General features: G+C 38.1%; 19 protein-coding genes. 2 read left to right on the top strand and 17 right to left on the bottom strand.

What is annotated here, in order from left to right; translation table 11 throughout:
* Nucleotides 1–12 precede the first annotated feature (12 nt).
* The 5 genes from ACN0NP_RS08260 to miaA all read right to left on the bottom strand — a co-directional run bounded on the left by ACN0NP_RS08260 (nucleotide 13) and on the right by miaA (nucleotide 4,596).
* Nucleotides 13–771 carry an SDR family NAD(P)-dependent oxidoreductase gene (locus ACN0NP_RS08260; RefSeq protein WP_423217138.1) on the bottom strand — a complete coding sequence of 253 codons (759 nt, stop codon included), beginning with the start codon at nucleotides 769–771 and terminating at the stop codon, nucleotides 13–15.
* Nucleotides 768–1,697, bottom strand: coding sequence for a ribonuclease Z (gene rnz, locus ACN0NP_RS08255; protein WP_024344347.1), 930 nt, complete (start codon nucleotides 1,695–1,697; stop codon nucleotides 768–770). Before rnz ends, ACN0NP_RS08260 begins: the two co-directional genes overlap by 4 nt.
* A gap of 37 nt (nucleotides 1,698–1,734) precedes the next feature.
* Nucleotides 1,735–2,376: a cystathionine beta-lyase gene (locus ACN0NP_RS08250; RefSeq protein ID WP_423217137.1), complete on the bottom strand. Its 642-nt coding sequence runs from the start codon at nucleotides 2,374–2,376 to the stop codon at nucleotides 1,735–1,737.
* Complete coding sequence (gene hflX / locus ACN0NP_RS08245; protein ID WP_021142023.1) at nucleotides 2,369–3,607, bottom strand: GTPase HflX; 1,239 nt, start codon at nucleotides 3,605–3,607, stop codon at nucleotides 2,369–2,371. The genes ACN0NP_RS08250 and hflX overlap by 8 nt, the downstream gene beginning before the upstream one ends.
* 89 nt (nucleotides 3,608–3,696) lie before the next feature.
* Nucleotides 3,697–4,596 (bottom strand): tRNA (adenosine(37)-N6)-dimethylallyltransferase MiaA, encoded by a 900-nt coding sequence (miaA, locus tag ACN0NP_RS08240; protein WP_423217136.1) that lies wholly within the window; start codon nucleotides 4,594–4,596, stop codon nucleotides 3,697–3,699.
* 186 nt (nucleotides 4,597–4,782) lie between these two features.
* Between miaA and ACN0NP_RS08235 the strand changes: the two genes are divergently transcribed.
* Nucleotides 4,783–4,959 (top strand): DUF3042 family protein, encoded by a 177-nt coding sequence (locus ACN0NP_RS08235; RefSeq protein ID WP_006532352.1) that lies wholly within the window; start codon nucleotides 4,783–4,785, stop codon nucleotides 4,957–4,959.
* Between the two features lie 77 nt (nucleotides 4,960–5,036).
* Here the strand turns inward: ACN0NP_RS08235 and ACN0NP_RS08230 are convergent, their stop codons facing one another.
* From ACN0NP_RS08230 to ACN0NP_RS08220, 3 genes are read right to left on the bottom strand one after another with little or no spacing between them, the layout of a single operon-like run.
* A complete protein-coding gene (locus ACN0NP_RS08230; protein ID WP_243603219.1) occupies nucleotides 5,037–5,660 on the bottom strand; it encodes an alpha/beta fold hydrolase in 624 nt (207 codons plus the stop codon).
* Nucleotides 5,661–5,673: 13 nt separating this feature from the next.
* Nucleotides 5,674–6,408: a PHP domain-containing protein gene (locus ACN0NP_RS08225; protein WP_074629677.1), complete on the bottom strand. Its 735-nt coding sequence runs from the start codon at nucleotides 6,406–6,408 to the stop codon at nucleotides 5,674–5,676.
* A gap of 28 nt (nucleotides 6,409–6,436) precedes the next feature.
* A complete protein-coding gene (locus tag ACN0NP_RS08220) occupies nucleotides 6,437–6,877 on the bottom strand; it encodes a cytidine deaminase family protein (RefSeq protein ID WP_021142019.1) in 441 nt (146 codons plus the stop codon).
* Nucleotides 6,878–7,063: 186 nt separating this feature from the next.
* Between ACN0NP_RS08220 and ACN0NP_RS08215 the strand changes: the two genes are divergently transcribed.
* On the top strand, nucleotides 7,064–8,209 hold the full coding sequence (locus ACN0NP_RS08215; RefSeq protein WP_074533900.1) for a cobalamin-independent methionine synthase II family protein: 1,146 nt from the start codon (nucleotides 7,064–7,066) through the stop codon (nucleotides 8,207–8,209).
* 78 nt (nucleotides 8,210–8,287) lie between these two features.
* Here the strand turns inward: ACN0NP_RS08215 and addA are convergent, their stop codons facing one another.
* From addA to ACN0NP_RS08170, 9 genes are all read right to left on the bottom strand, one after another.
* Nucleotides 8,288–11,914 carry a helicase-exonuclease AddAB subunit AddA gene (addA, locus tag ACN0NP_RS08210; protein WP_423217135.1) on the bottom strand — a complete coding sequence of 1,209 codons (3,627 nt, stop codon included), beginning with the start codon at nucleotides 11,912–11,914 and terminating at the stop codon, nucleotides 8,288–8,290.
* A complete protein-coding gene (gene rexB, locus ACN0NP_RS08205) occupies nucleotides 11,904–15,149 on the bottom strand; it encodes an ATP-dependent nuclease subunit B (RefSeq protein ID WP_423217134.1) in 3,246 nt (1,081 codons plus the stop codon). Before rexB ends, addA begins: the two co-directional genes overlap by 11 nt.
* A 140-nt stretch (nucleotides 15,150–15,289) precedes the next feature.
* Nucleotides 15,290–17,695, bottom strand: a complete 2,406-nt coding sequence (gene pheT / locus ACN0NP_RS08200) for a phenylalanine--tRNA ligase subunit beta (RefSeq protein WP_423217133.1) — start codon at nucleotides 17,693–17,695, stop codon at nucleotides 15,290–15,292.
* Nucleotides 17,696–17,764: 69 nt separating this feature from the next.
* Nucleotides 17,765–18,289 carry a GNAT family N-acetyltransferase gene (locus tag ACN0NP_RS08195; protein WP_021142007.1) on the bottom strand — a complete coding sequence of 175 codons (525 nt, stop codon included), beginning with the start codon at nucleotides 18,287–18,289 and terminating at the stop codon, nucleotides 17,765–17,767.
* A 31-nt stretch (nucleotides 18,290–18,320) separates the two neighbouring features.
* Nucleotides 18,321–19,364: a phenylalanine--tRNA ligase subunit alpha gene (gene pheS / locus ACN0NP_RS08190; protein WP_027967999.1), complete on the bottom strand. Its 1,044-nt coding sequence runs from the start codon at nucleotides 19,362–19,364 to the stop codon at nucleotides 18,321–18,323.
* A 288-nt stretch (nucleotides 19,365–19,652) separates the two neighbouring features.
* Complete coding sequence (locus ACN0NP_RS08185) at nucleotides 19,653–20,516, bottom strand: DNA/RNA non-specific endonuclease (RefSeq protein WP_074863517.1); 864 nt, start codon at nucleotides 20,514–20,516, stop codon at nucleotides 19,653–19,655.
* 99 nt (nucleotides 20,517–20,615) lie between these two features.
* Nucleotides 20,616–20,804 (bottom strand): DNA-directed RNA polymerase subunit beta, encoded by a 189-nt coding sequence (locus tag ACN0NP_RS08180; RefSeq protein WP_024344337.1) that lies wholly within the window; start codon nucleotides 20,802–20,804, stop codon nucleotides 20,616–20,618.
* Between the two features lie 2 nt (nucleotides 20,805–20,806).
* Complete coding sequence (gene murA, locus ACN0NP_RS08175) at nucleotides 20,807–22,081, bottom strand: UDP-N-acetylglucosamine 1-carboxyvinyltransferase (protein ID WP_021142002.1); 1,275 nt, start codon at nucleotides 22,079–22,081, stop codon at nucleotides 20,807–20,809.
* Between the two features lie 62 nt (nucleotides 22,082–22,143).
* The gene (locus ACN0NP_RS08170) at nucleotides 22,144–22,380 is read right to left on the bottom strand and encodes a DUF1146 family protein (RefSeq protein WP_021142001.1); all 237 of its coding nucleotides are present in this window, start codon (nucleotides 22,378–22,380) and stop codon (nucleotides 22,144–22,146) included.
* Between the last annotated feature and the right edge of the window lie 46 nt (nucleotides 22,381–22,426).

Here is a 22,426-nt window from a genome sequence, read left to right as displayed (position 1 = left end):
ATTGAAAGGAGGTTATTTGTAGTTAAACACTTTTCGTGCTAGAAAATCAGCAACTTTTGGGAAAAGTGTATAGAATTTATGAGCTGCTGCCATTGAAAATGGCATGTTCACTTCACGTTTATTCTTACCTAAAATGGCAACCGTACGACGGGCAACATAATCAGGTTGAAGAACAAATTTGTCAACGCTCTTTAAGTAGTCGCCAGATGGGTCTGCCTTGTCAAAGAATGTCGTTGCAATCGGTCCGGGGTTAATAGTGGTCACATAGACATTACTGTCAGCAAGTTCCAAACGAAGAGCATTTGAAAAGCCAATCACTGCAAATTTTGTTGCAGAATAAACAGATGACTTGACTGATGAAATCAAGCCAGCAATACTTGCGATATTAACAATATGCCCGTGTCCTGCTTCTTTCATCTTGTGACCAACTAAACGTGAAAAAGTCATGGTTGCAAATGTGTTGATATCAAACATATCACGGATTTGTGCTGTTGTATAAGCATCAAATTCACTAAAATCACCGTAGCCAGCATTGTTAATGAAGACATCAATGTAACCATGATTAGCGTACAATTTTTCGACCATGTCACCAATTGCCTCATCACTTGTCATGTCTAATTCATAACAGGCTGTATTTGGTCGGTTGGCATAACATGCTTCCAAACGCTTAAGATTTCGTCCTAAAGCAATAACAAAATCATCTGTCGGCAGTTGTTTTACGATTTCTTGAGCAAGACCACCTGTTGCCCCTGTGATTGCGATTATTCTCATAAGCTAACTTCTTCCAAATCTTTAACTAAGTGTGTATTTTCAAAAATGACTTTGGCATCATTTTCGATTTGCTTACATTCGCGACCCAAGAAACGAGCACTGACGTGGTTAAGCAGCAGACATTTTGCTGACGCTTCTTTTGCAATTTGAGCAGCTTGTGTTCCTGTTGAGTGACCATGCTTACGAGCAATTTTCTCATCACCTTTACCATAAGTTGATTCGTGGACCAAAATATCAGCGCCAAGGCCAAGACGAACACTAGCATCAGTCTTACGTGTGTCACCTAAAATAGTAACCACTTTTCCTTTTTTCGGTGCTGAAATATAATCTTTAGCAATGATTTTTGTGCCATCTTCAAGCACAACATCTTGTCCGCTCTTGATTTTTCCAAACAATGGACCAAATGGTACACCAGCTGCTTTCAAAGCTTCCGCATCAAGCGTTCCTTCAAGATCTTTTTGCATCACACGGTAGCCAATACAGAAAATAGTGTGATCGAGCTTTTCAGCATAAACCACAAATTTATCTGTCTCCATGATTTTTCCAAGATTATTTTCGTCAAATTCATGGAAATGAATACGATATGGCAAACGTGCACCTGACAAGCGCAAGCTATTTAAAACATAAGAACGAATGCCTACTGGACCATAAAGATCAAGGTCAGTCTGTTCTTCATTAGCTTGAAAGGCACGGCTTGCTAGAAATCCTGGCAATCCAAAAATGTGGTCACCGTGTAAGTGTGTGATAAAAATACGTTTTATTTTACGTGGACGAATTGCAGTTTCCAAAATTTGGCGTTGTGTGCCCTCGCCGCAATCAAACATCCAGACTTCGTTGATCTCATCAAGTAACTTTAATACTAAACTTGACACATTACGTGACTTTGAGGGCTGACCCGCTCCTGTTCCCAAAAATTGTAATTCCATATATACCAATAAAAACCGAAGTTTTTAGTTATCCTTCCTATTTCGTTACTTTTACATACGCAATGAATTCGCGCTGATCAAAGGTATAGTAGACTTGCCCTTGATAATGCGCCAACAAATCTGATAATTCATCACGATTAAAACTTTTTAGCTTAACCATATTGCCTTTTAATTTTGAAACATGGCTGAGCAAACTACTTTCTGGCGTTAAGTCTTCTAGTTCTTCATCATCAAAATCCATTTTTGACATTTTAATCTTATCAGCTTCAACATAGACTTTGTATTGTGGGAAAACTTGAGCCAATTCAAACAAGACATCCGTTGTCAATGCTTCATTCTTTTCAGAGAAAACACGCGCAACTTCTTTGTCGTTTTCATAGGTGAAACCATATGATTTCCCAGATAAATTCAAGCGAATAAACGGCTTATGCTCATCAAAAGATGGGCTGTCATTTAACAAATCAAGTTCTTTTGACAGTTCAAAATAATAATCCGTTGCTGCTTGTGGAGATTGTTTTTGATACATTTCTGCAAAATAAGCGTTAATAACACTTGGTGGTGGTGTGATAAAACTCAATTTTTGCGCATCAGTTAAATTTTCCAAAGTATTTTTTAAATACACTTTATCAAGTGATGTAAAACCACCATATTTTAAAGCTAAGCTTATATAATCAGTCATAAAATTCTTCTAGTCTCCATTTATTTTTTGGATTAATGTAACCTGTAATCGTTTCATATTCTTGTGCAAAGTCATAACGGTCAAGAAGCGCAATTTTATTCAAATCATAAAGCTTATAAGCCTGACTTTGATGCACACGAATGCTAAAAGGTTCAAAAATCTCACGAATTTCATTAATAATCAATCTACGCAAGAGTGAACGAGCATCCTTATCACGCGCTGAAATGCGAACATTTGGAAAAGCTGTCGCTGCAAAATGCTCTGCCACATCCATTTTGTTATAAACCGCTAAGCGAGGAATATCAAGCATATCCAACTCTTTTAACAAATTCATAACCACTTTTTCATGTTCGGCATGATTTGGATCGCTGGCATCGATGACATGCAAAAGCAAATCAACATTTCGGCTTTCTTCCAATGTTGACTTAAACGCCGCTACCAATTCTGTCGGTAAATTTTGAATAAATCCAACCGTGTCCGTGAGAGTCACTTGGAATTGATTTTGCAAATAAATTTGCTTTGTCGTCGCATCCAAAGTCGCAAACAATTCATCAGCTTCGTACTGCTTATCATTTGTCAAAACGTTCATAATCGTTGATTTACCCGCATTTGTGTAGCCAATCAAACCAATTTTAAAGACTTGTGACTCAGTGCGTTTTTCTCGACCAGTTTCACGATTCTTCTCAACGATTTTCAGTTGACGTTCAATATCTGAAATTTGATTGCGAATCGAACGACGGTTAAGCTCTAACTGACTTTCACCAGGTCCACGACTACCAATTCCACCTGCTTGTCGGCTAAGCATAACACCTTGTCCAACAAGACGTGGCAGCATGTATTTGAGTTGAGCCAGATGAACTTGCAATTTACCTTCGTGACTACGAGCACGCATGGCAAAAATATCTAAAATTAACTGCATGCGGTCAATAACTTTAACACCAAGTTCTGCTTCTAAATTAACATTTTGACGCGGTGTTAAGCGGTCATTGACAATCACAGTATCAATCTCATCAGCATCAACAATCGCTTTGATTTCAGCTAATTTTCCTGAACCAATCAAAGATTTACTATCATATTTCTCACGCTTTTGACGATAAGATGAGACTACCTCAGCACCTGCTGTTTCTGCGAGTGATGCCAATTCTTCCATTGACATTTCAAAGTTTTCTGTGTCAGGCAACTCAACTCCTAGCAAAATCACTCGTTCTTGGTGCTTGCTTGTTTCAATCATCTTGTACTCACCCCTTTACTTAATTAATCCGTAAATATCATTATAACATAAATTTTATTTGAAAAGGGTAAAGGAGTTTTTGCTCTACCTTACATTTTCTTATCATTTAAGAAACGGTCAACATCTTCTGCAACTTTTGTTTTAAAATCTGTTTCAGAAACATTATAAAACTGAACTGCCATTCGATTTCTAAACCAAGTTAACTGGCGTTTGGCAAAACGTCGTGTGTTTTGTTTTAATTTTTCAACACAGTTTTCAAGAGAATCTTCTCCTAAAAAGTATGGGAAAAGTTCTTTGTAACCAATAGCTCGTGCTGCTTGAACCTCACGATAATTGTCATAAAGCCATTTTGCCTCATCCAAAACCCCATTTTCAACCATGAGATCAACGCGATGGTTAATGCGGTCATACAGAACTTGACGATCGTCATTTAGACCAATCAAGTAAGCATCATAATCTGTTTCTTTGTTTTCCAAATCTTTTCCAAATTTAGCTAACTCAAGTGCTCGGATAGCTCGACGTCGATTAATCTGAGGAATTTCAATTTTTTGCTCTGCTATTTTTTCAAAAAGCTCGTCGTCTGATAAAAGGTCAAGCTCTTTTCGATAAGTAAGAACCTTTTCCTGATCTACTTGACCACCCAGATGGTAACCTTCTAGTAAGCTTTGAAGATAAAGTCCTGTTCCCCCGACGATAATCGGAAGTTTGCCTCGACTGACAATATCTGAAATGGCTGCGCTAGCTTCCTGAACAAAATCATAAACCGAGTAAGTCTCATCAACATTGCGCACATCAATCAAATGATGCACTGCTTCAGCTTGTTCTTCAGGAGTTGCTTTTGCCGTTCCAATATCTAATTGACGATAGACTTGCTGACTATCACCGCTGATAATTTCTCCGTTGAATTGTTTTGCTAGCTCAATTCCCAGTGCTGTTTTTCCAACAGCAGTCGGCCCAACTACAGCTAGCAGTTTTATTTTTTTTGACATTTATTTTTATCCGTCCTAAGCCTGATTTTTTAGTAAATATAACGTTTTCACTTGAACTTTTAGGCATTTTTAGTTACCATTATTATAACATAAGGTGGTAGGACAAGAAAACCAATCCTACTGCTACAAAAGAGTATAAAGAACTCTTTATACTCCCTGTTCTTATCAGTAAGGAGGAGAATTATTATGGCTAAAAAATTCGCATTTGCTAAAGGTCTTGCTACTGGTGTGGTAGCCACTGCAGCTACAGTTGCTGGCGCTATCTTTGCAGTTAAGAAAAAAATTATTGAACCTGAAGAAGAAAAAGCTGCTTTCATTCAAGAAAATCGTAAAAAAGCAGCACGTAAACGTATTTCTCACTAATTGCTGAAAAAAGTATAAAAAATGCTATGAGTTAGATTGCTCATAGCGTTTTTTTATTAAAAATTTGCCTAGATTGACTACATGATTCTATTTAGAAAGTTTTTAATAATATTAGCAAAATCATCTGGACACTCTGTATTTAACACATGCCCACTATCTGGGATAATGTTCAACTGTGAATTAGTCATTAGTTTGTGCATGGCTTTTGCTGCTGGTAAGTTTGCCTTATCATTTTGACCACAAATAAGTTGAACTGGTAACTCAACCTCTGTTAATACTTTAGCTAAATTGAACTGTGAAAGCCCTCCGTAAAATGATTTCATGGCATGTTTGTCAACACCTTGTTTTTCAAATACCCGAGCTGGGGTGCAAGCAAAAAGTAGATATTGCATATAAAAAGCTAAATTCCCCTTCATTTTATATTGACCACCCGAAACCACAATCCCTTTTAGATTTGCCAAATTAAACTGAATCATATCAAGCACTAGCATGCCACCTAGTGATAACCCTACAAGAATAAAATCTTCATCAATGCTTTCCAGAATACTATGAACTTTATCTTCCAACACTTTGAAATCTGTTGGGAAAACATCCCTTTCAAATAACTTGACACTCAAACAGTCGTGATTTGGCAATGCCTTTATCACTTCATTCCAAGATGTTTCGTCTTGTCCTAAACCATGTAAAAATATGATTTTCATCCTAAATTTCCCTTTACAAAATCTCCCACTCTTCAATGCCAAATTCATCCAATAATGCTTGAATCTTATCAAACGCCAAACGAAAATGCTCTAATTTGTGTCCATCTGAACCAATGGAATATTTATGGCAACCAAGTTCTTTTACTAGACTTAGTGCATATCGATAAAGCTCTTCTTTGCCATACAAATACATGGATTTACTATTTAACTCAAAAGCTAAATCATGGTCAATCATTTTCTGGAAGATACGCTTTAATTGAGGTTCATAAACTTTTAAATCCTCGACTGTCATATCAAAAATTCGAAAGCCATAATCAAAATGCGCTAAAACATCCGCATCCACGCGCCCAATAGCATACTCCAACTTATCCAGATATTCTTGAATAATCTCCGCTTTATCCATATCTGCCACTTCATCATCAAGGTAATCATTTGTCCCATTATGGTGAACTGATAACAATTTTAAGTCATAGTCCTTATCTGCTAAATAAGCAATAATATCATCTTCACGTGGCTCATAATAGCCAATTTCAATTCCTTTTTTGATACGATTGCCATATTTTCGATTAAGCTCAGCTATTTCACGCGAATAAGCGTCATAATCCGGCACATCATCTTGCTTAGTATAAGGATTTGACAAATCATAGTGCTCTGTTGTCACAATATCACCATCATAATGAGTTAAATAATCTTCAAACTGAGCCTCTGAATCATATGAAAAATGTGTGTGTAAATGATTATCTCGCATCCTCTACCTCGCTTATCTTTACTTGTGACTAATCTAAATCCTCAATACCAGCTGCCATGCGCTCTTCTCCCCACCAATTTGGCATCAACTCACCAAGTGTAATGGTTTCACGCTTGTCATAGTCAATCATAAATTCCAAATCTTTATTTTTAGGTGACAATTGCATCAAAAATTCACGGCAGGCACCACAAGGCATACCTGAACCACCACCATTTGGCGCTTTATCACGAAAGGCAATGATACGCTTTATGGTCGTTTGACCAGATTGCTGGAACATATTAAATGCTGCAGCTCGTTCCGCACAAAGATGAAATACACCAGACGTAGCTTCAAAACAGTAACCTGTGAAAATCTGTCCATCTTCTGCTTCAATTGCTGCAACAACATGATTTGAATAAATAAAAGGCGTCACATAATGTGGATTATAGTCATTTTTTGCTGCTTCGTACAGTTTCTCCCAAATATCCATTATAAATCTCCCGTAAAAAATTGTCAGTCTTTTCTTATTTTACCAAATTTTCTGTCATTTTCATAGAAAAACATATTTTTTCAGTTATAGTTTATAACTATACATTACCCCATATAAATAACTATTTTTCAAAACTGAAAAGCTCAGCTAAAATAGGAGTCACAAAAAATAAACGAGGTATAGAAAATGGCTAAATCAAGATTTCAACTAGTTGGTTCACTTTTACGACCAGCAGATTTACGCGAATACAAAATCGCTATCGAACACCGTGATGATATCAAATATCCTTTCTACGATGCATTCGAAGGCTACAAAGAAACAGAAACAGCTGATATCAAAAAAGTTATCGCTGAAGAAAAAGCGGCAGGTATCGATGTCCTAACTGACGGCGAATACTCAAAATCTATGTGGCACCTTGATTTCGTTTGGGGCTTAAAAGGTATTGAACGTTACATCGCTGACCACGGATACACTTTCCAAGACCATGATGGCGGTCATTTTGAAACACGTAAGGATATTGGTATCCGTATCACAGAACCACTTTCTGGCAAAAATCACCACTTCCTAGATATTTACAAACTTCTTAAAGAAGAAGCTGGTGAAACTGACACAAAACTAACAATCTGGGGACCTGCCCATGCTTACACAGAATTCACTGTTTTCAATAAACTAGCTGGTGAAAATCAAGTTTACAAAACTAACGAAGAATTAAAAGCTGGTCTTATCAGTGCCTATAAAGAATTCTTGAAAGAGTACAAAGAAGCTGGTGGTGAAATCATCCAATTCGACGATTGTCTTTGGGAACTTTTTGATGAAACAAACCCAGCCGGTTTCTTTGCTCAAGGAAATAGTGCCCTTGCTAATCTAGCTGATGAATTCATCTCAGTCAACAATGAAGTGGCTGATTATGGTCACGAGCTTGGACTTAAAGTTTGGACACACAATTGCCGTGGAAACTATGAAAGCCGTTCTGCTGCTGGTGGAACTTATGAAGCTATCGCTACAAAATTCTTGAAAGACCAACACTATGACCGTTTCTTCCTAGAGTGGGATAGCGAAGTTTCTGGTGACCTTAAAGCACTTGAAAGTTTGAAAGACTCTGATGCTGAAGTTGTGCTTGGACTTCTTTCAAGTAAAACAACTGAACTTGATGACGAAGAACGTGCACTTAAAATGCTCGAAGAAGCTAGCAAGATTATTCCAAAAGAACGCCTTTTCCTTTCACATCAATGTGGCTTTGCATCATGTGACTCAGGAAATGAGCTAGCCATTCCACAACAATGGGCCAAAATCAAGCAAGGTCAAGAAATCGCTGCTAAATTCTGGAATTAATCAAAAAACTCACCTTTATTTTTCTATATACAATAACAATACTATACAAAAAGCGACCGATTATCGGTCGCTTTTAAATTACAGTTTAACTATTTCTAAGTTTTCTCCGCCAAGTAAAACAAGGTATTTGTCAACTTGTTCGATATGGTAAGACTTGCTAAGGGCTTCGGCGTAAAGAGCCATTTGTCCCTGATAGCGTTTTTTGATGTCTTCGCTGTTAGTATATCTGTCAGTCTTATAATCAAACAGAACAATTCGGTCGTCGAACAAAAGATAACCATCGACAATCCCACGTACAACAAATTTTTCGTTACTTTCTGGGTCTTCTTTTAACATGGCAAATGGAGCTTCACGATAAATTTTATCAACATTTTTCTGAATCATTTGTCCGAGCTCTGAACCTTCAAAGAAATCAAGCACATGCTCAAGACGAATACGTGATTTGACATCATCTTCAGCTGAAACTTGTGCTAATGCTGATGTGATATCGTCAAGTGTCACTTGCTCTGATAGTGTAATTCTCTGCATGAGTTCATGCATCGCAGAACCAATTGCTGTCGCTTCTACTTTTGCTTTCTTTGAAAAATCTGGAAGCTCAAACGTCGGCTTAGCTTGATATGGTTTTGCCATGACATCAACACCATCAACGTCCATAACTGGCTCATAAAGTTTTTTAACTTGACTTGGTGTTCTCAAACTTGGCAGATTAATCGCAGCCTTATATTCAGTATTTAGCTTTTCTACAGCCTCTAACCTATCCAAGGCTTCTGCAATATTTTCTGTCTGACGATTATCTTTCAAGTCATCTGGTTTAATAGCAGACGTCATTTCAATTTGACCAATTTTTTCCTCTGTCAAATCATCGTCTGTGACAAATTCAACTTTAAATGGCAAATTTTTGTAAGTATCATAAATAGCAAGAATCCAGTCTTGGAAAGTCATGAAAGTTTCACGCTCAGATACTGGAATATGGTTATTTTCTGATTTTCCACTGTATTTGTCCACTAATTTTTCTGCACTTGCTTTTCCGACTAAATACAATCTCTTTTCTGCACGAGTCATTGCAACGTAAAGCAGACGCATTTGTTCAGATAGCATTGCTAAACGCAGTTCTCGTTTGTTCAGTTGATAAGGCATAGTATCCATGCTGACTTTTACTGCTGGGAAATAATCAGTTTCCAACTCTTCTCGCATATCAGCTAAATACTTGATACCTGCTCCATTTTGGCGTGACAGAATCAAAGGCGAAGTCATGTCTTGAATACTAAATCTCTTATCAAGATTTAAAATGAAAACATACTTAAACTCAAGTCCCTTACTCTTGTGAATGGTCATCAAGTTTACAGCATTTTTAGGCAGTGCCACTTCAACATCTGCCAAATCATTTTCACTCTCAAGAACTTTGTCAATCATACGAATAAAGCGTGACAAGCCTTTAAAGCCGCCTCGTTCAAAATTATTGGCACGAAGGGCAAGCGCATAAAGATTGGCTTGACGTTGCTCTGCACGAGGCAGATTTCCAACGTAATCATAATAGAAACGCTCATTATAAATCTTCCAAATCAAGTCATAAAGCGAGTGCCATTTGGCAAATTCACGCCAGCTTGCATGACAGTCCATGAAATCTTTCAATTTATTCTGAAGAGCTGCCGTCATCAAATCAGCGTGCTCACCTGTGCCACTCAAAGCGTGTTCGAGTTTTTGATAAAGATTAGCCTTGTGTTCATCTTCAAGAGTCTGAAGTGCTAGTCTAGCTAGATCATCTTCATTAAAGGCAAACATTGGTGAGCGCATCAGAGCAACTAGGGCATAATCATTAAGCGGATTATCAAGTGCTCTAAGCGTATCAAGCATCACCATGACCTCAACCGATTTGAGATAATTTTGTTCGCCACCATCCGTTACCAAAGGAATCCCGTAATGTTCAAAGGTCTGCAAAATCGCATTATTTCGCGTACGAAGCGAAACTAGAAGAGTAATATCTTCAAACGGAACGTGTTCCTCATTATGCAAACGAATGATTTCTTTTGCGACTAACTTGACTTCGTTTGGATTGATTGACTCTTCTTCAGCACCTTCTGGAGCACCATTTGCCTCATCAGTGTCGTAAATGAGCACTTTTGTTTCATTTTCGGGGTGAGCTTCTTTCTGAGCATCACTTCCTGCAACAAGTTGATGCATGCCATCATACAAAATCTCACCAACAGACTCGTCCATCAAGTGTGTAAAAATGCTATTTGTTGCATCTAGAACTTCTGATTGGCTACGGAAATTTTCTTTGAGCAAAATTAATTTTCCATGCTCAGGATTTTCTTGAAAATCTTTGAATTTTTGATTGAAAATCTGTGGGTCAGCCTGACGAAAACGATAAATCGATTGCTTGATATCTCCCACCATAAAACGATTATGACCATTTGATAGCAATTCCAACATGCGCTCCTGCGTGTGGTTGTTATCTTGGTACTCATCGACCATCACTTCGTGGTACTTATCTTGATAAAGCTTACGAATATCTGGATTTTCCTCCAAAATCTCAATCGCAAAATGTGCGATATCTGAGAATTCAAAAGAGTTTTCTTGGATTTTGGCTTGTAAATATTGCTCAGAAAAATCTTGAACAAAATTCTGCAATAATTCCAATAAAGGAAGACTTTCTGATTGATAATTAAAAATCGTCTCTAGGTGTTTAAGCCCGGTCAAACGCCCTTGTAGATTTTTAAAGACAGGATATTTCGTTCCTGCAACTGTCACAGCTGGGCTAGATGGAATTAAATCCGCCACATCAGAAGCCAGACGTCCCAAACCTTCACGCCCGTAAAGCGTCTCAAAATGCATTGCCCATTCATGCAAATGCTCAATCATATTCAAGTGTTTTTTATAATTGGCAGTAGGTGTCCCCTTAGCTGTAACCTGCTTATAATCCTCTAAGTCCGTCACATCCTGCAAATGATTTGCCGTATCATGTAAGCAACTTAGAAAGTCATTGACTTCTTGGTCTGGAATAGCAGAAAAATCCGTATAAGTTTTAGCCCCTTTTAAAAATACCTCAGACATCCATTTTTTTGGATTATCCGTAGCTTGACTGAAGTCATAAATCTTATAAACGATTTCTCTAAACTCTGAGCTATCCTTGCGATTTCCTGAAAAATTACGCACCAATTTACGGAAAATGTCTTGGTTCTCACCAAGCATATAATCAGAAAATAAATCTGCAAATACTTCATTTTTGACAAGGTCTTGTTCGCTCTTATCAGTCATAATACGGAAAGTTGGCGAAATACCAAGCGTATAGCCATATTGGTTAACCAATTTTTGCGTGAAGGCATCCATTGTCCCAATGTCAGCTGTCTGAAGACCTAGCAATTGCTCATTCAAATATGTTTTTGTGTCGTTATCTGTGGTTACTTGTAAAACCTGACTAATTTTTTTCTCAAGACGTTCTTTTAACTCACCTGCTGCTTTAACAGTAAAAGTAGAGATGAAAAGCTGGTCAACAGTGACACCACGTAAAATCTTATCAATAATGCGCTCAACCATGACAAAGGTTTTACCAGAACCCGCTGAGGCTGAGACTAAAATGTTATTGCCAGAACTATAAATCGCTTCAATCTGTTCAGGCGTGCGTTTTTGTTTGCTTGATGACTTTGCTTCTTGAGCTTGCAAAAAGGAAATCTCTTCTGATGTCAAAAACGGCTTAAAGTTCATCTTTTTCCTCCTCTTCTTTTAGCATTAGACTCAAAAAGCCTTGACGTCTTTCTTTTCTTGGTAGTTTATACCATTTTCTCGCGTATGGCATGTGGCGATTGGCTTCAAAGCGTGTGATAGCTTTTAGCTGGTCACCTTGGACAGACTTGCCATCTTCGCTGTATGGATTAATCAGAAAATGTCCTTTTTTGATTTGCTCTGCTGCTTGAATAAATAATTTTTGGTTGTAAGCAAGAAGAATATCGAGCTCTTCTTGAGTGTAAACAGAATCATTCAAATGATAATTTCCATTTGATAGATAACCTTTTTCTTCGTCCAAGAATAGGCCACGATAGCGTAGCTCTTTTGACAAATTCTCCAAAATTTTATCTGTCGTTGCTACCGCTGACAAATCAACTTTGGGTTCTTGCATGTGAAGGTACATGGCACCAAAAATTTTATCTGACTCGCTTCTTCCTTTTTTATCACGCAAAGCCTGCATATATGTCACCAATTGCGGGTTCAAACCATTGTAGAATTTCTGAATATCAAAAGTATTGTGACTTGATTTATAGTCAACCACACCAAGACTGCCATCGCTCAAGCGGTCAACACGGTCAATAATACCTCGAATGCGCACTGCATTTGCAATCATCAATTCAAACGGCTCTTCCTCGTTTTCAACTTGAATCTGAGCATCATTTTTCAAAATGCTTGCCGTGCTTCTTGCAATATCTTCCAAAACGGTCAGAGAATAACGACTTTCTTCATCTTCTTCATAGACAAATTTAAACTCATCTTCAGAATTAGTCTTTTGAATAGCTTGATTTAACTTAGTATCAAATGGCTGATCAGACTCATCTTTCATGACAAGTTCAAAGACACGGTGAAGATATGTTCCATGGTTTCTAGCATCCGGATGAATCGTCTCAACTTCTTGCAAGCCAAGAACATACTGCAAGAAATACTTGTACTGGTTATTATAGAAAGTTGTCACAGCTGATGATGACAAATTAATTGGCTTATCACTCGGGAAACGAGTCTCAATAACTTCAGAAGCTACTGGCTTAGTCTGCATATTATCTTTAATCAATGGCAAATCAATACCTTGTGTCTCAAGTTTTTTTCGAAGATATCGAACAGCAACAGACCAAAATGTTTGCTCTTCTTTGCTGAGCTCACGTTCTTCTTCAATCGCCAAACGATTAACCTCAATCACTCGAGACAACAGCGCCTTGTAGTTTCCGATGTCTTCAAGATTTGCTGATAAACGATTGCGACCTTTTTTCAAAACAGGCACACCAAAGCTAGCTAGCTCAGCAAGATATGATGATTCTTTGTCTTCTGATTCGTTAACAATTTGTGGCAAACTAAGAACCAATTCTTCTGTTGCAGCATTGAAAAGCGAAAGGGCTGCAAAGTGATTTTTCTTGATGTTCTCACGACTAATGACATCAAAGCGTTGGTTTTCATCTGTGTTTTCGTTGACCTTGGCACGTTCTTCATCTGAGATTAAACTGCGATTTTGGGCAATTTTAGGAAAATGTGATTGCGTCATACCGAGTGCAAAAACAAATTTATTCGTATGTGGTTCGACAAGGTCATACGATTTTACCGAAACAACGTCGACAGTCGCAGGTACGACACGGTACTGAGCAGCAAGCATACCACTTCTGACCAGCGATAAAAATTCATCCAAAGACAATTTTTCTTTACCGAAAATCGTTTGGAATTGGTTTAAAATTCCTGTAAATGTTCGCCAAACTTGCTCGTGTTTTTCTTGCTCAATCTCTGGGAAAGTGGCAACCATGCTTTCAAGATTGTCTGGAAGACTAATAACACGCAAGAAAGTCATTAATTTTTCAAGCAAACTTGAACCAAGCTGCTTTTGTGCTTTAAAGAGCGTAAGCAAAGGCGCCATGATTTGCTCGCGCATTCGATTCATAAAAGCTAAGTGCTCTTTTCCTTTATAGTTAACCGTAAATTCCTTTGCAAACTTGCTTTGTCCTTTAATATCAGCATAAATCAAATATTGCTCGAAAAGGTCTAAATCATCTTGCTTGAATTGTCCATAAAGCCCCGTCTTCAAGAGATTGATAACATCTTCTGTTCGGAAGCGATAGCGTTTCACGCGCTCCAAAGAATCAATAAAATGCACCAACGGGTGATCACTCATCGACTCTGCTTTCCCAAAATAATATGGAATTTCATACTTGTCAAAAATCTTTCCGATTTGAAGACGATAGCTGTCCACATCACCTAAAAGAACCAAGATATCTTTATAACGGTAACCCTCATAAAGCTTATGACGAATCGCCTTAGCCACATGTTCAACTTCTTCTTTTTGGTTGATCACATCCCAGATAGCGTAGTGTTGCTTATCATCATCTGTCAAGGTTAACTCTGCTGTTGTAAAATCATGCTTAGCTTCAAATAATTTTGATAACTTAACAAAAGCTTCGTGTGATTGTTGAGAACTCTCAACATAATGTGGCTGCGCTTGAAATTTCATCGCTAAAGAACGCAAAAAATCCAAACTAGCTTGATAAACATTTCCCGCTGTAAAGGTTGCCTTATAAGCCTTTTGGCTGCTGTATGTTCCGATAATAACTTGCGCACATTTTTGCTCAAGTAAGCTAACCAAGTGCTCTTCTTCTGCTGAAAAACGCGTAAAACCATCAATGACAAGTGCTACATTTTCAAGAGCCTTGTCCAAGTGCCCTGATTCAACTTGCTTAGCAAAAAAAGCAATTTTTGACTGAGTATCATACTGATTGGCTAACAAAATATCATTGACAGCCAAGAAAATTTTCACCAAATCCTCTTGCTTTTCCTCAGATTGAAGCCCATTCAAATCAAGCACAGTCATATTAGCCGACTTCAACTCTTTATACAAGTCAACCAACTGCTTGATAAAATTAGTATCCTGTTTTAAACGTCCAAAGACTTTCAAATCTGTATCAGAAAAATGTGAAAGCGCACGGTAAAAAATCATGGCTAAACCATTGTCATCAATTGTTTCTGTTGTCTGTGACTCATTTAAGACAAAATAACGTGCCATCTGAGCAAAACGCGTAATAGTAATTGCAAAAGAAGCCTGCTCAGGCAAAAGTCCTAAAACCGCTCTTTCCTTTTCAAAAGACAAAGAGTTTGGGGCAATGTAAAAAACTCGCTTATTTGCTTTTGCTTGTTCAATTGCCTCTTTCGTTAAAATCTCAGTCATATCAAACTGAATATCTGTATATAATAATTTCATAATAATCCTTCGTCATGCAGTAGATAGTTTTATTATATCAAATTCTAAGTGCCTTTGGATTTCTGACAAAACAAAAACCACCACTTTGCAGCGGTGGTTTATTTATATTAACCCAAATAGCCTACTGTACAAGTTAGCAATTAACGAACTTCTGCTCCGAGTTGCTCAACAAGGACTTTAGTGATTTTATCCATGTATTTTGTAACTTCTTCATCAGTCAAGTTGTCATTTGGATTTTGGAATGTTAGGCTGTAAGCCATTGATTTCATACCTTCAGCAATGTTTGCACCAGCGTACACGTCGAAGAGTTTGATATCAGTCAAACGTTTCACTTTAGCTGATTCAATTGCAGTGACAATATCTTTGTGAGTTGTTGCTGCTGGCAATAGCAAAGCAATATCACGAGAAACTGCAGGGAATTTAGTGATTTCTACGAATGCTTTATCAGCTTCAAGAGCAGCTTCGATAACATCCAAGTTCAATTCAGCAACATAAGTTTCTGGAACGTTGTAGTTTTTAGCAGTTTGTGGGTGAATTTGACCAACAAAACCTACTAATTTGTCGTCCAAGTAAATGCTTGCTGTACGGCCTGGATGCATGCTATCAAGACCTTTTTCAGCAACGTAATCAACTGTCAAGTCAAGTTTGTTAAAGATTGCTTCAACGATACCTTTAGCATAGAAGAAATCAACTGGTGTAGCTTTTGTTTGGAAATCTTTTTCAGCTACCAAACCAGAAATGGCAAATGCAAATGTGCTGATTTCATTTGGAAGGTCTTCTTTTGGATTACCTTTTTGTTCGAAGACTTTACCAATTTCGTAGATAGCCAAGTTGCTGTTCTTACGAGCAACGTTGTAAGCAATTGTATCAAGCATACCTGAAACAACGTTTTGACGAAGAACTGAACGTTCTACTGACATTGGCCACATTAATTCAGTCAAGTTGCTTGGTTGCAATGTGAATTCAGTTGCTTTTTCAGGTGTTGTCAAAGCATATGATACAATTTCAGACAAACCTGCTGCTTCAGCGATTGAGCGCATTTTACGACGCAATTTTTGAGTTGCTGTCAATTCACCTGCAGTACCAGCTGCTTGTGGCAATGTTGTTGGAAGATTTTCGTAACCATAAATACGAGCAATTTCTTCAACCAAATCAGCTTGGATAGCAATATCCCAACGACGACGTGGTACTGAAACTGTAAATTTATCAGCATTTCCTGACAAGCCAAAGCCAAGTTTTGCAAAGACATCTTCGATATCAGCATATGTCAATTCTGTTCCCAAACGAACGTTAACATAATCAAGTGTAGTTGATACTTCAACATCTTCAGTTGGTACTGAACCAGCTTCAACACGACCTGCAAGAACATCACCTTCAGCTAGTTCTGTAAGCATTGCTGCTGCAAAGTCAAGAGCTTCATCGACAGTTGCATAGTTGATACCTTTTTCAAAACGAGCTGAGCTTTCAGAACGAAGGTTCAAACGACCGCTTGTGCGACGAATTGATGTACCGTCAAAGACAGCAGCTTCAAGAACAACATTTTTAGAATCGCTGTCGATTTCAGTATCTTGTCCACCCATGACACCTGCAAGTGCAACTGGTTTATCAGCAACTGTGATAACAAGATCTTCAGCAATCAATTCACGTTCTTCGCCATCAAGAGTGACTAATTTTTCACCTTCACGCGCGTTACGTGCAACAATTTTATTTCCTTCAAATTTGTTCAAATCAAAGGCGTGCATTGGTTGACCAAAGTACAATAGAACATAGTTTGTCACGTCAACAACGTTGTTGATTGGACGGATTCCAGCGTTCATCAAAAGGTTTTGCAACCATTGTGGACTTGGTTTAACAGTCACGTTTTCAACGACACGTGCTTTGTAAGTCAAGACTTTGTCAGACTCGATTGCAACATCGATAACATCTTTAGCAGCTTTAGAAACTTCTTTAACTTCTTTTTCTGGAAAGTGAACTTCTTTTCCGTAGATAGCTGCTACTTCGTGAGCTACACCACGCATTGAAAGAGCATCTGCACGGTTTGGTGTGATTGACAATTCAACGATTTCATCATCCAAATCAAGGTATGGGAAAATGCTGTCACCTGGTTTAGCATCTTCTGGCAAGATTTGAATTCCGTCTGAAAATTCTTTTGGAATGATTGATTCTGGCAAACCAAGTTCTTGGAGTGAGCAAATCATACCAAGAGATTCCATACCACGGATTTTACCTTTTTTGATTTTGTAGTTGTCTGCAATACGAGCACCTGGAACGGCAACGATTACTTTAATTCCTGCAGTAACATTTGGAGCACCACAAACGATTTGGCGCAATTCGTCATCACCAGTATCTACTTGGCAAAGGTGCAAGTGTGTTTCAGGAACATCTTCACAAGATACAACATGACCAACAACTAATTTTGTCAAACCTTCAGATGGTGTTGATACTCCTTCAACCTCAATCCCTGTAGTTGACATTTTTTCAGAAAGCTCATGAGTTGTAACATCAACATCGACAAGCTCTTTTAACCATTTATAACTTACTAACATAATAATGTGTTAAAAGCTTTCGCAGTCAAAGTTTAATTGACCTGCAAGCTTCTTTATCCCTTTCTACTGTTATTCTTTTAAGGCTTTTCTCATAAGCCAATCTGTATCGACTTTATCGCCAACTTCAAATGAGTGTTCTGAAAATTTCTCAAAACCATATTTACGATAGAATCCTTGCGCTTTAACGTTGTCTTCCCAGACACCTAACCAAGCCCAATCAAATCCACCTTTTTTAGCCATATCAAGCGCTAGCTCAAATAATTTTTTACCTAAGCCCAAACCCTGACATTCACTAAGAATATAAATACGTTGAATTTCAAAAGCATTTTCTAACTCATGCTCAGTCTGTGCAGCTCCCCAGTTGACTTTCATAAAACCGACTTCACGTCCATCAACCAAAACAAAGCGAACATCAGATTCAGCATCTGTCACATCTTTTTCAAGTTGCTCTAAAGTGTAATTGTCATCGAAAAATTGTTGAAGTTCTTCCTCGGTGTTATCAAAACCAAAAGTTTCACGAAAAGTATCGATGCTAAGTTTCTGTAGCACATCCAACTTATCCAAGGTCACTTTTTCAACTCTGATTTCTGCCATGATGACCTCCAATTCTTTTTCTTAATAATGATTATTTAAATTGATCTGAGAAACGGACATCGCCTTGGTAGAAGCCACGAATATCGTTGATACCATAACGAAGCATTGCAATACGTTCTTGACCAAGACCAAAAGCAAATCCAGAATATTTTTCTGAGTCAACGCCAGACATTTCAAGAACACGAGGGTGTACCATACCAGCACCAAGGATTTCAATCCAACCTGTTTTCTTACATACGTTACATCCTTTACCGCCACATTTGAAACATGAAACGTCAACTTCTACTGATGGTTCAGTGAATGGGAAGTATGATGGACGAAGACGGATTTTACGATCTTCACCAAACATTTTCTTGATAATCATTTCAAGAGTTCCTTTAAGGTCACCCATAGAAATATTTTCACCAACAACAAGACCTTCGATTTGGTGGAATTGGTGGCTGTGAGTTGCATCGTCAGTGTCACGACGGAACACACGTCCTGGTGAGATCATTTTCAATGGACCTTTAGAGAAGTCATGTTTATCAAGTGTACGAGCTTGAACAGGACTTGTGTGTGTACGAAGCAAGATTTCTTCAGTGATGTAGAAAGTATCTTGCATATCACGTGCTGGGTGATCTTTAGGCAAGTTCATACGTTCGAAGTTGTAGTAATCTGATTCAACTTCAAAACCATCAACAACTTGGAATCCCATACCAAGGAAGATATCTTCGATTTCTTCACTTGTTTGTGACAAGACATGACGGTTACCAAGATTGATTTGACGTCCTGGAAGAGTCACATCCAAGCTTTCTGATTCCAATTGTGCTTTGATTTTAGCGGCTTCAACAATTTTAGCTTGTTCTTCAAAAGCTTTTGTCAAAACGTCACGCACTTCATTGACTTGTTTTCCGACAACTGGACGCATTTCTTTAGAAAGATCTTTCAAACCTTTCAACAATTCTGTCAATGATCCTTTTTTACCAAGAACTTGAACACGTAATTCTTGAAGTTCTTTTGCATTGTTCCCACGCATTTCAGCCAATTTAGCTTGCGTAGATGATTTTAATTCCTCTAACTGCGCTTGTAAATCCATTAAATTTCCTTCCTTGGGTCAAGCCCGATTTAATTGAAAACGAAAAAAGCGTGCCATACTCCAATAGCGGAGCGTTGACACGCGGTACCATCCGTTTTTTATCTGACTAGCAGACCTTAATTCATCGTCTTTATCATGAGTGAATTCGCCAAACTTTCATCTAGGAAGCTTCCAGTCACGACTTCCATTCCCTGTTAAACTGCCATAAGGTTACTAGTCTCATAAGACACTATTCAATTTACTCCTCATTCTAGCAAATTTTTCACCATTTGACAAGGTCAAGCCAAATTAATTCACACTAACCTGACCAGAATAATAGTCAATCGTAAGTCCACTTTGAACGTTTGGAACAAAGACATTAAACTCTAAGCTGCCGTCAGATGATTTTGCTTCTAAATGTGTTCCACTAGCTAAAATATTGTCCCCATCATAAATCAAAGTCACACGATAACGAACACGTTTATTCTGATCAAGTGCTCGACGGACAAGCCCTTCATAGTAATTCTGTCCTGTTGAATCTTCTGATCTAGCCTCATTTGCCCAAGCTGTCTGAGTAGCAACATTTTCAGGGTTACTTGTTGAGGCATCAAAACCTTTTAGCCCACCAACTAAAGCGTATCCAAGCAAATGCCCACGATCAACCGCATGGCTATAAGTTCCAGATAGATTTTGTACTTGATGCCAACCAGCTGGCGTCCAAGAGGTTGAGCCATTACCTGTTTCCTCACGGCTTCGGTATTGACGGGTTGACTTACTCAAAAGTGCGTTAGCAACTGTTGGAACTGACTGTCCTTGTACAACTTTCGTCTTATTATTGGCATAAGGTTTACTTGCAACCTTTGCATTCAAAGAGGTTTTATTTCCATTTACAAGATAAGCCCCTGCTCCATTCCATTCAATAGTTGAGCCTAACTGTGCTTTAACATTATCAGTTAAAACTGACTCAGCCAATTCCTGACTTGGTGCTGATTCATTAGCACTTGAATGATTTGAAGTAACCGATGATGATTCTCCCGTAACAAGGGATAAAACTTGACTGACTGGGTCACTAGAATCAGATGTCGTTACCCATCCTGTTCCAATACCAACTAATAAAACCAGTAAAGAGATAATTGATTTTGTCTTTTTAGACAGATTTGATTTTTTTGCCATTAACGTCCTTTCACCAAAAAAGTGGAATACCAAACCTAAAAATAGATTCGATGATTCCACCTCTAAATTCTACAACAAAGTTTCTCGAAACTGCTCTAATTATTGACCTGTAAACTTAGCAATAATAGATTGCCATTTATCGAGTGATAGAATTGAAAATGGATTTTTACCATCTCCGATAACACCATATCCAACCATCAATCCAATCGCTAAAAATAAGCAGGCTAAGAGAGCAACCAATAAAACTAATCCTATTTGTCTTACCACATATTTCCAGCCACTTGTCATTTTTAAGCCTCGCTTACACGTTTAATATTTGCACCTAGTTTTGCCAATTTTTCATGGAATTTGTAATAACCACGGTCAAGATGGTTCAAACGCCCTACAGTTGTTGTCCCTTTAGCGACCATTCCTGTTAAAATCAAAGCTGCGCTAGCACGAAGGTCTGTTGACATCACAGGAGCTCCTTGAAGTTCTTGACCACCGTGAATCATTGCCGTATCACGCATGATTTCAGATTGCAATCCCATACGGCGCATTTCTTCCAAATGTTGGAAACGATTTTCAAAAACAGTTTCAATCATTGTTGACTCACCATTAACCACTGCCATCAAGGCTGTGAACTGAGCCTGCATGTCTGTAGGAAATCCTGGGTGAGGAAGTGTCTTAACTGTTACAGGTTTTAATTTAGCTGTATCAGCGACCACACGAATACCTTCTGGTTCATCGATTACAGTCACACCCATTTCAATCAATTTTGAAATCAATGGACGATTGTGTTCCCAGATAGCATCTTTGATGAGAACATTACCAGATGTCATCGCTGCCGCAACCATAAATGTACCTGCTTCGATACGGTCTTGAACTACATCGTGTTCAGCGCCGTGAAGACTGTCGACACCAACAATCGTAAGTGTTTCAGTACCAGCACCCTTAACAACCGCTCCCATTTTATTTAGAAGCATCGCCAAATCAACAATTTCTGGCTCACGAGCAACATTCTCAATAACTGTAGTACCTTCAGCAAGAGTTGCTGCCATCATCAAGTTTTGTGTCGCACCAACTGATGGGAAATCCATATAGATTGTTGTTCCTTTAAGTTTTCCATCAACTGTTGCTGTAATATCACCACCGGATTGTGTGATTTTTGCACCCATAGCCTCCAACCCTTTGAGGTGAAGGTCAATTGGGCGGCTACCAATTGTACAACCACCTGGCATTGAAACTTTGGCATGACCCTTACGAGCTAGAATTGGTCCTAAAACAACGATTGAAGCACGCATTTTGCTGACATACTCATACGGTGCAACATCCAAGATATCGCCTGAAGCATCTACTTCAATAGTATTTTTAGCCTCATCAAAATCAACTTGAATATCTAAACCACGAACAACATTGTTCATTGTATATACGTCCGAAAGGATTGGAACATTTGTTAAAATTGTTTTTCCTTCCTTTGGTAAAATTGTCGCAGCAAGAAGAGGAAGGACAGCGTTTTTAGCTCCTTCTATGATTACTTCTCCTTCAAGGCGAGTATTACCACCTTCAATTATAATTTTATCCAAAATGAACTCCATTCTTATATTATAATACCTAGAATTATATCATAGTTTGCCAATTATTGCTTTTATTGAAAACCGAAGAAGAAAGTCTGGCTAACAGTGATAATTTCCAAAATAAAATGGCTTACCATGTAGCCAATGGCAATACTCAACAAAAGAATAAAAACTTTGAGACGTCCGATATTCTCAGGAGTATTTTTAATCACTTTTGACCAATCAAATAAATTGCGAAGCACTTGGTGAGTCATCGCAATAAAGATTAGATGACTAATCAGAGTCACTGAACTATTTAAAATTTCCATAAGGCTATTATATCAGAATTCAAAGCCAACAACAAAAAACTTATAA

It is taken from the genome of Streptococcus equinus (genome assembly GCF_049393805.1).
GTDB classification, from domain to species: Bacteria; Bacillota; Bacilli; order Lactobacillales; family Streptococcaceae; genus Streptococcus; species Streptococcus equinus.
The sequence above is the reverse complement of the archived record's forward strand: the minus strand, read 5'-3'. Positions and strand labels throughout refer to the sequence as shown.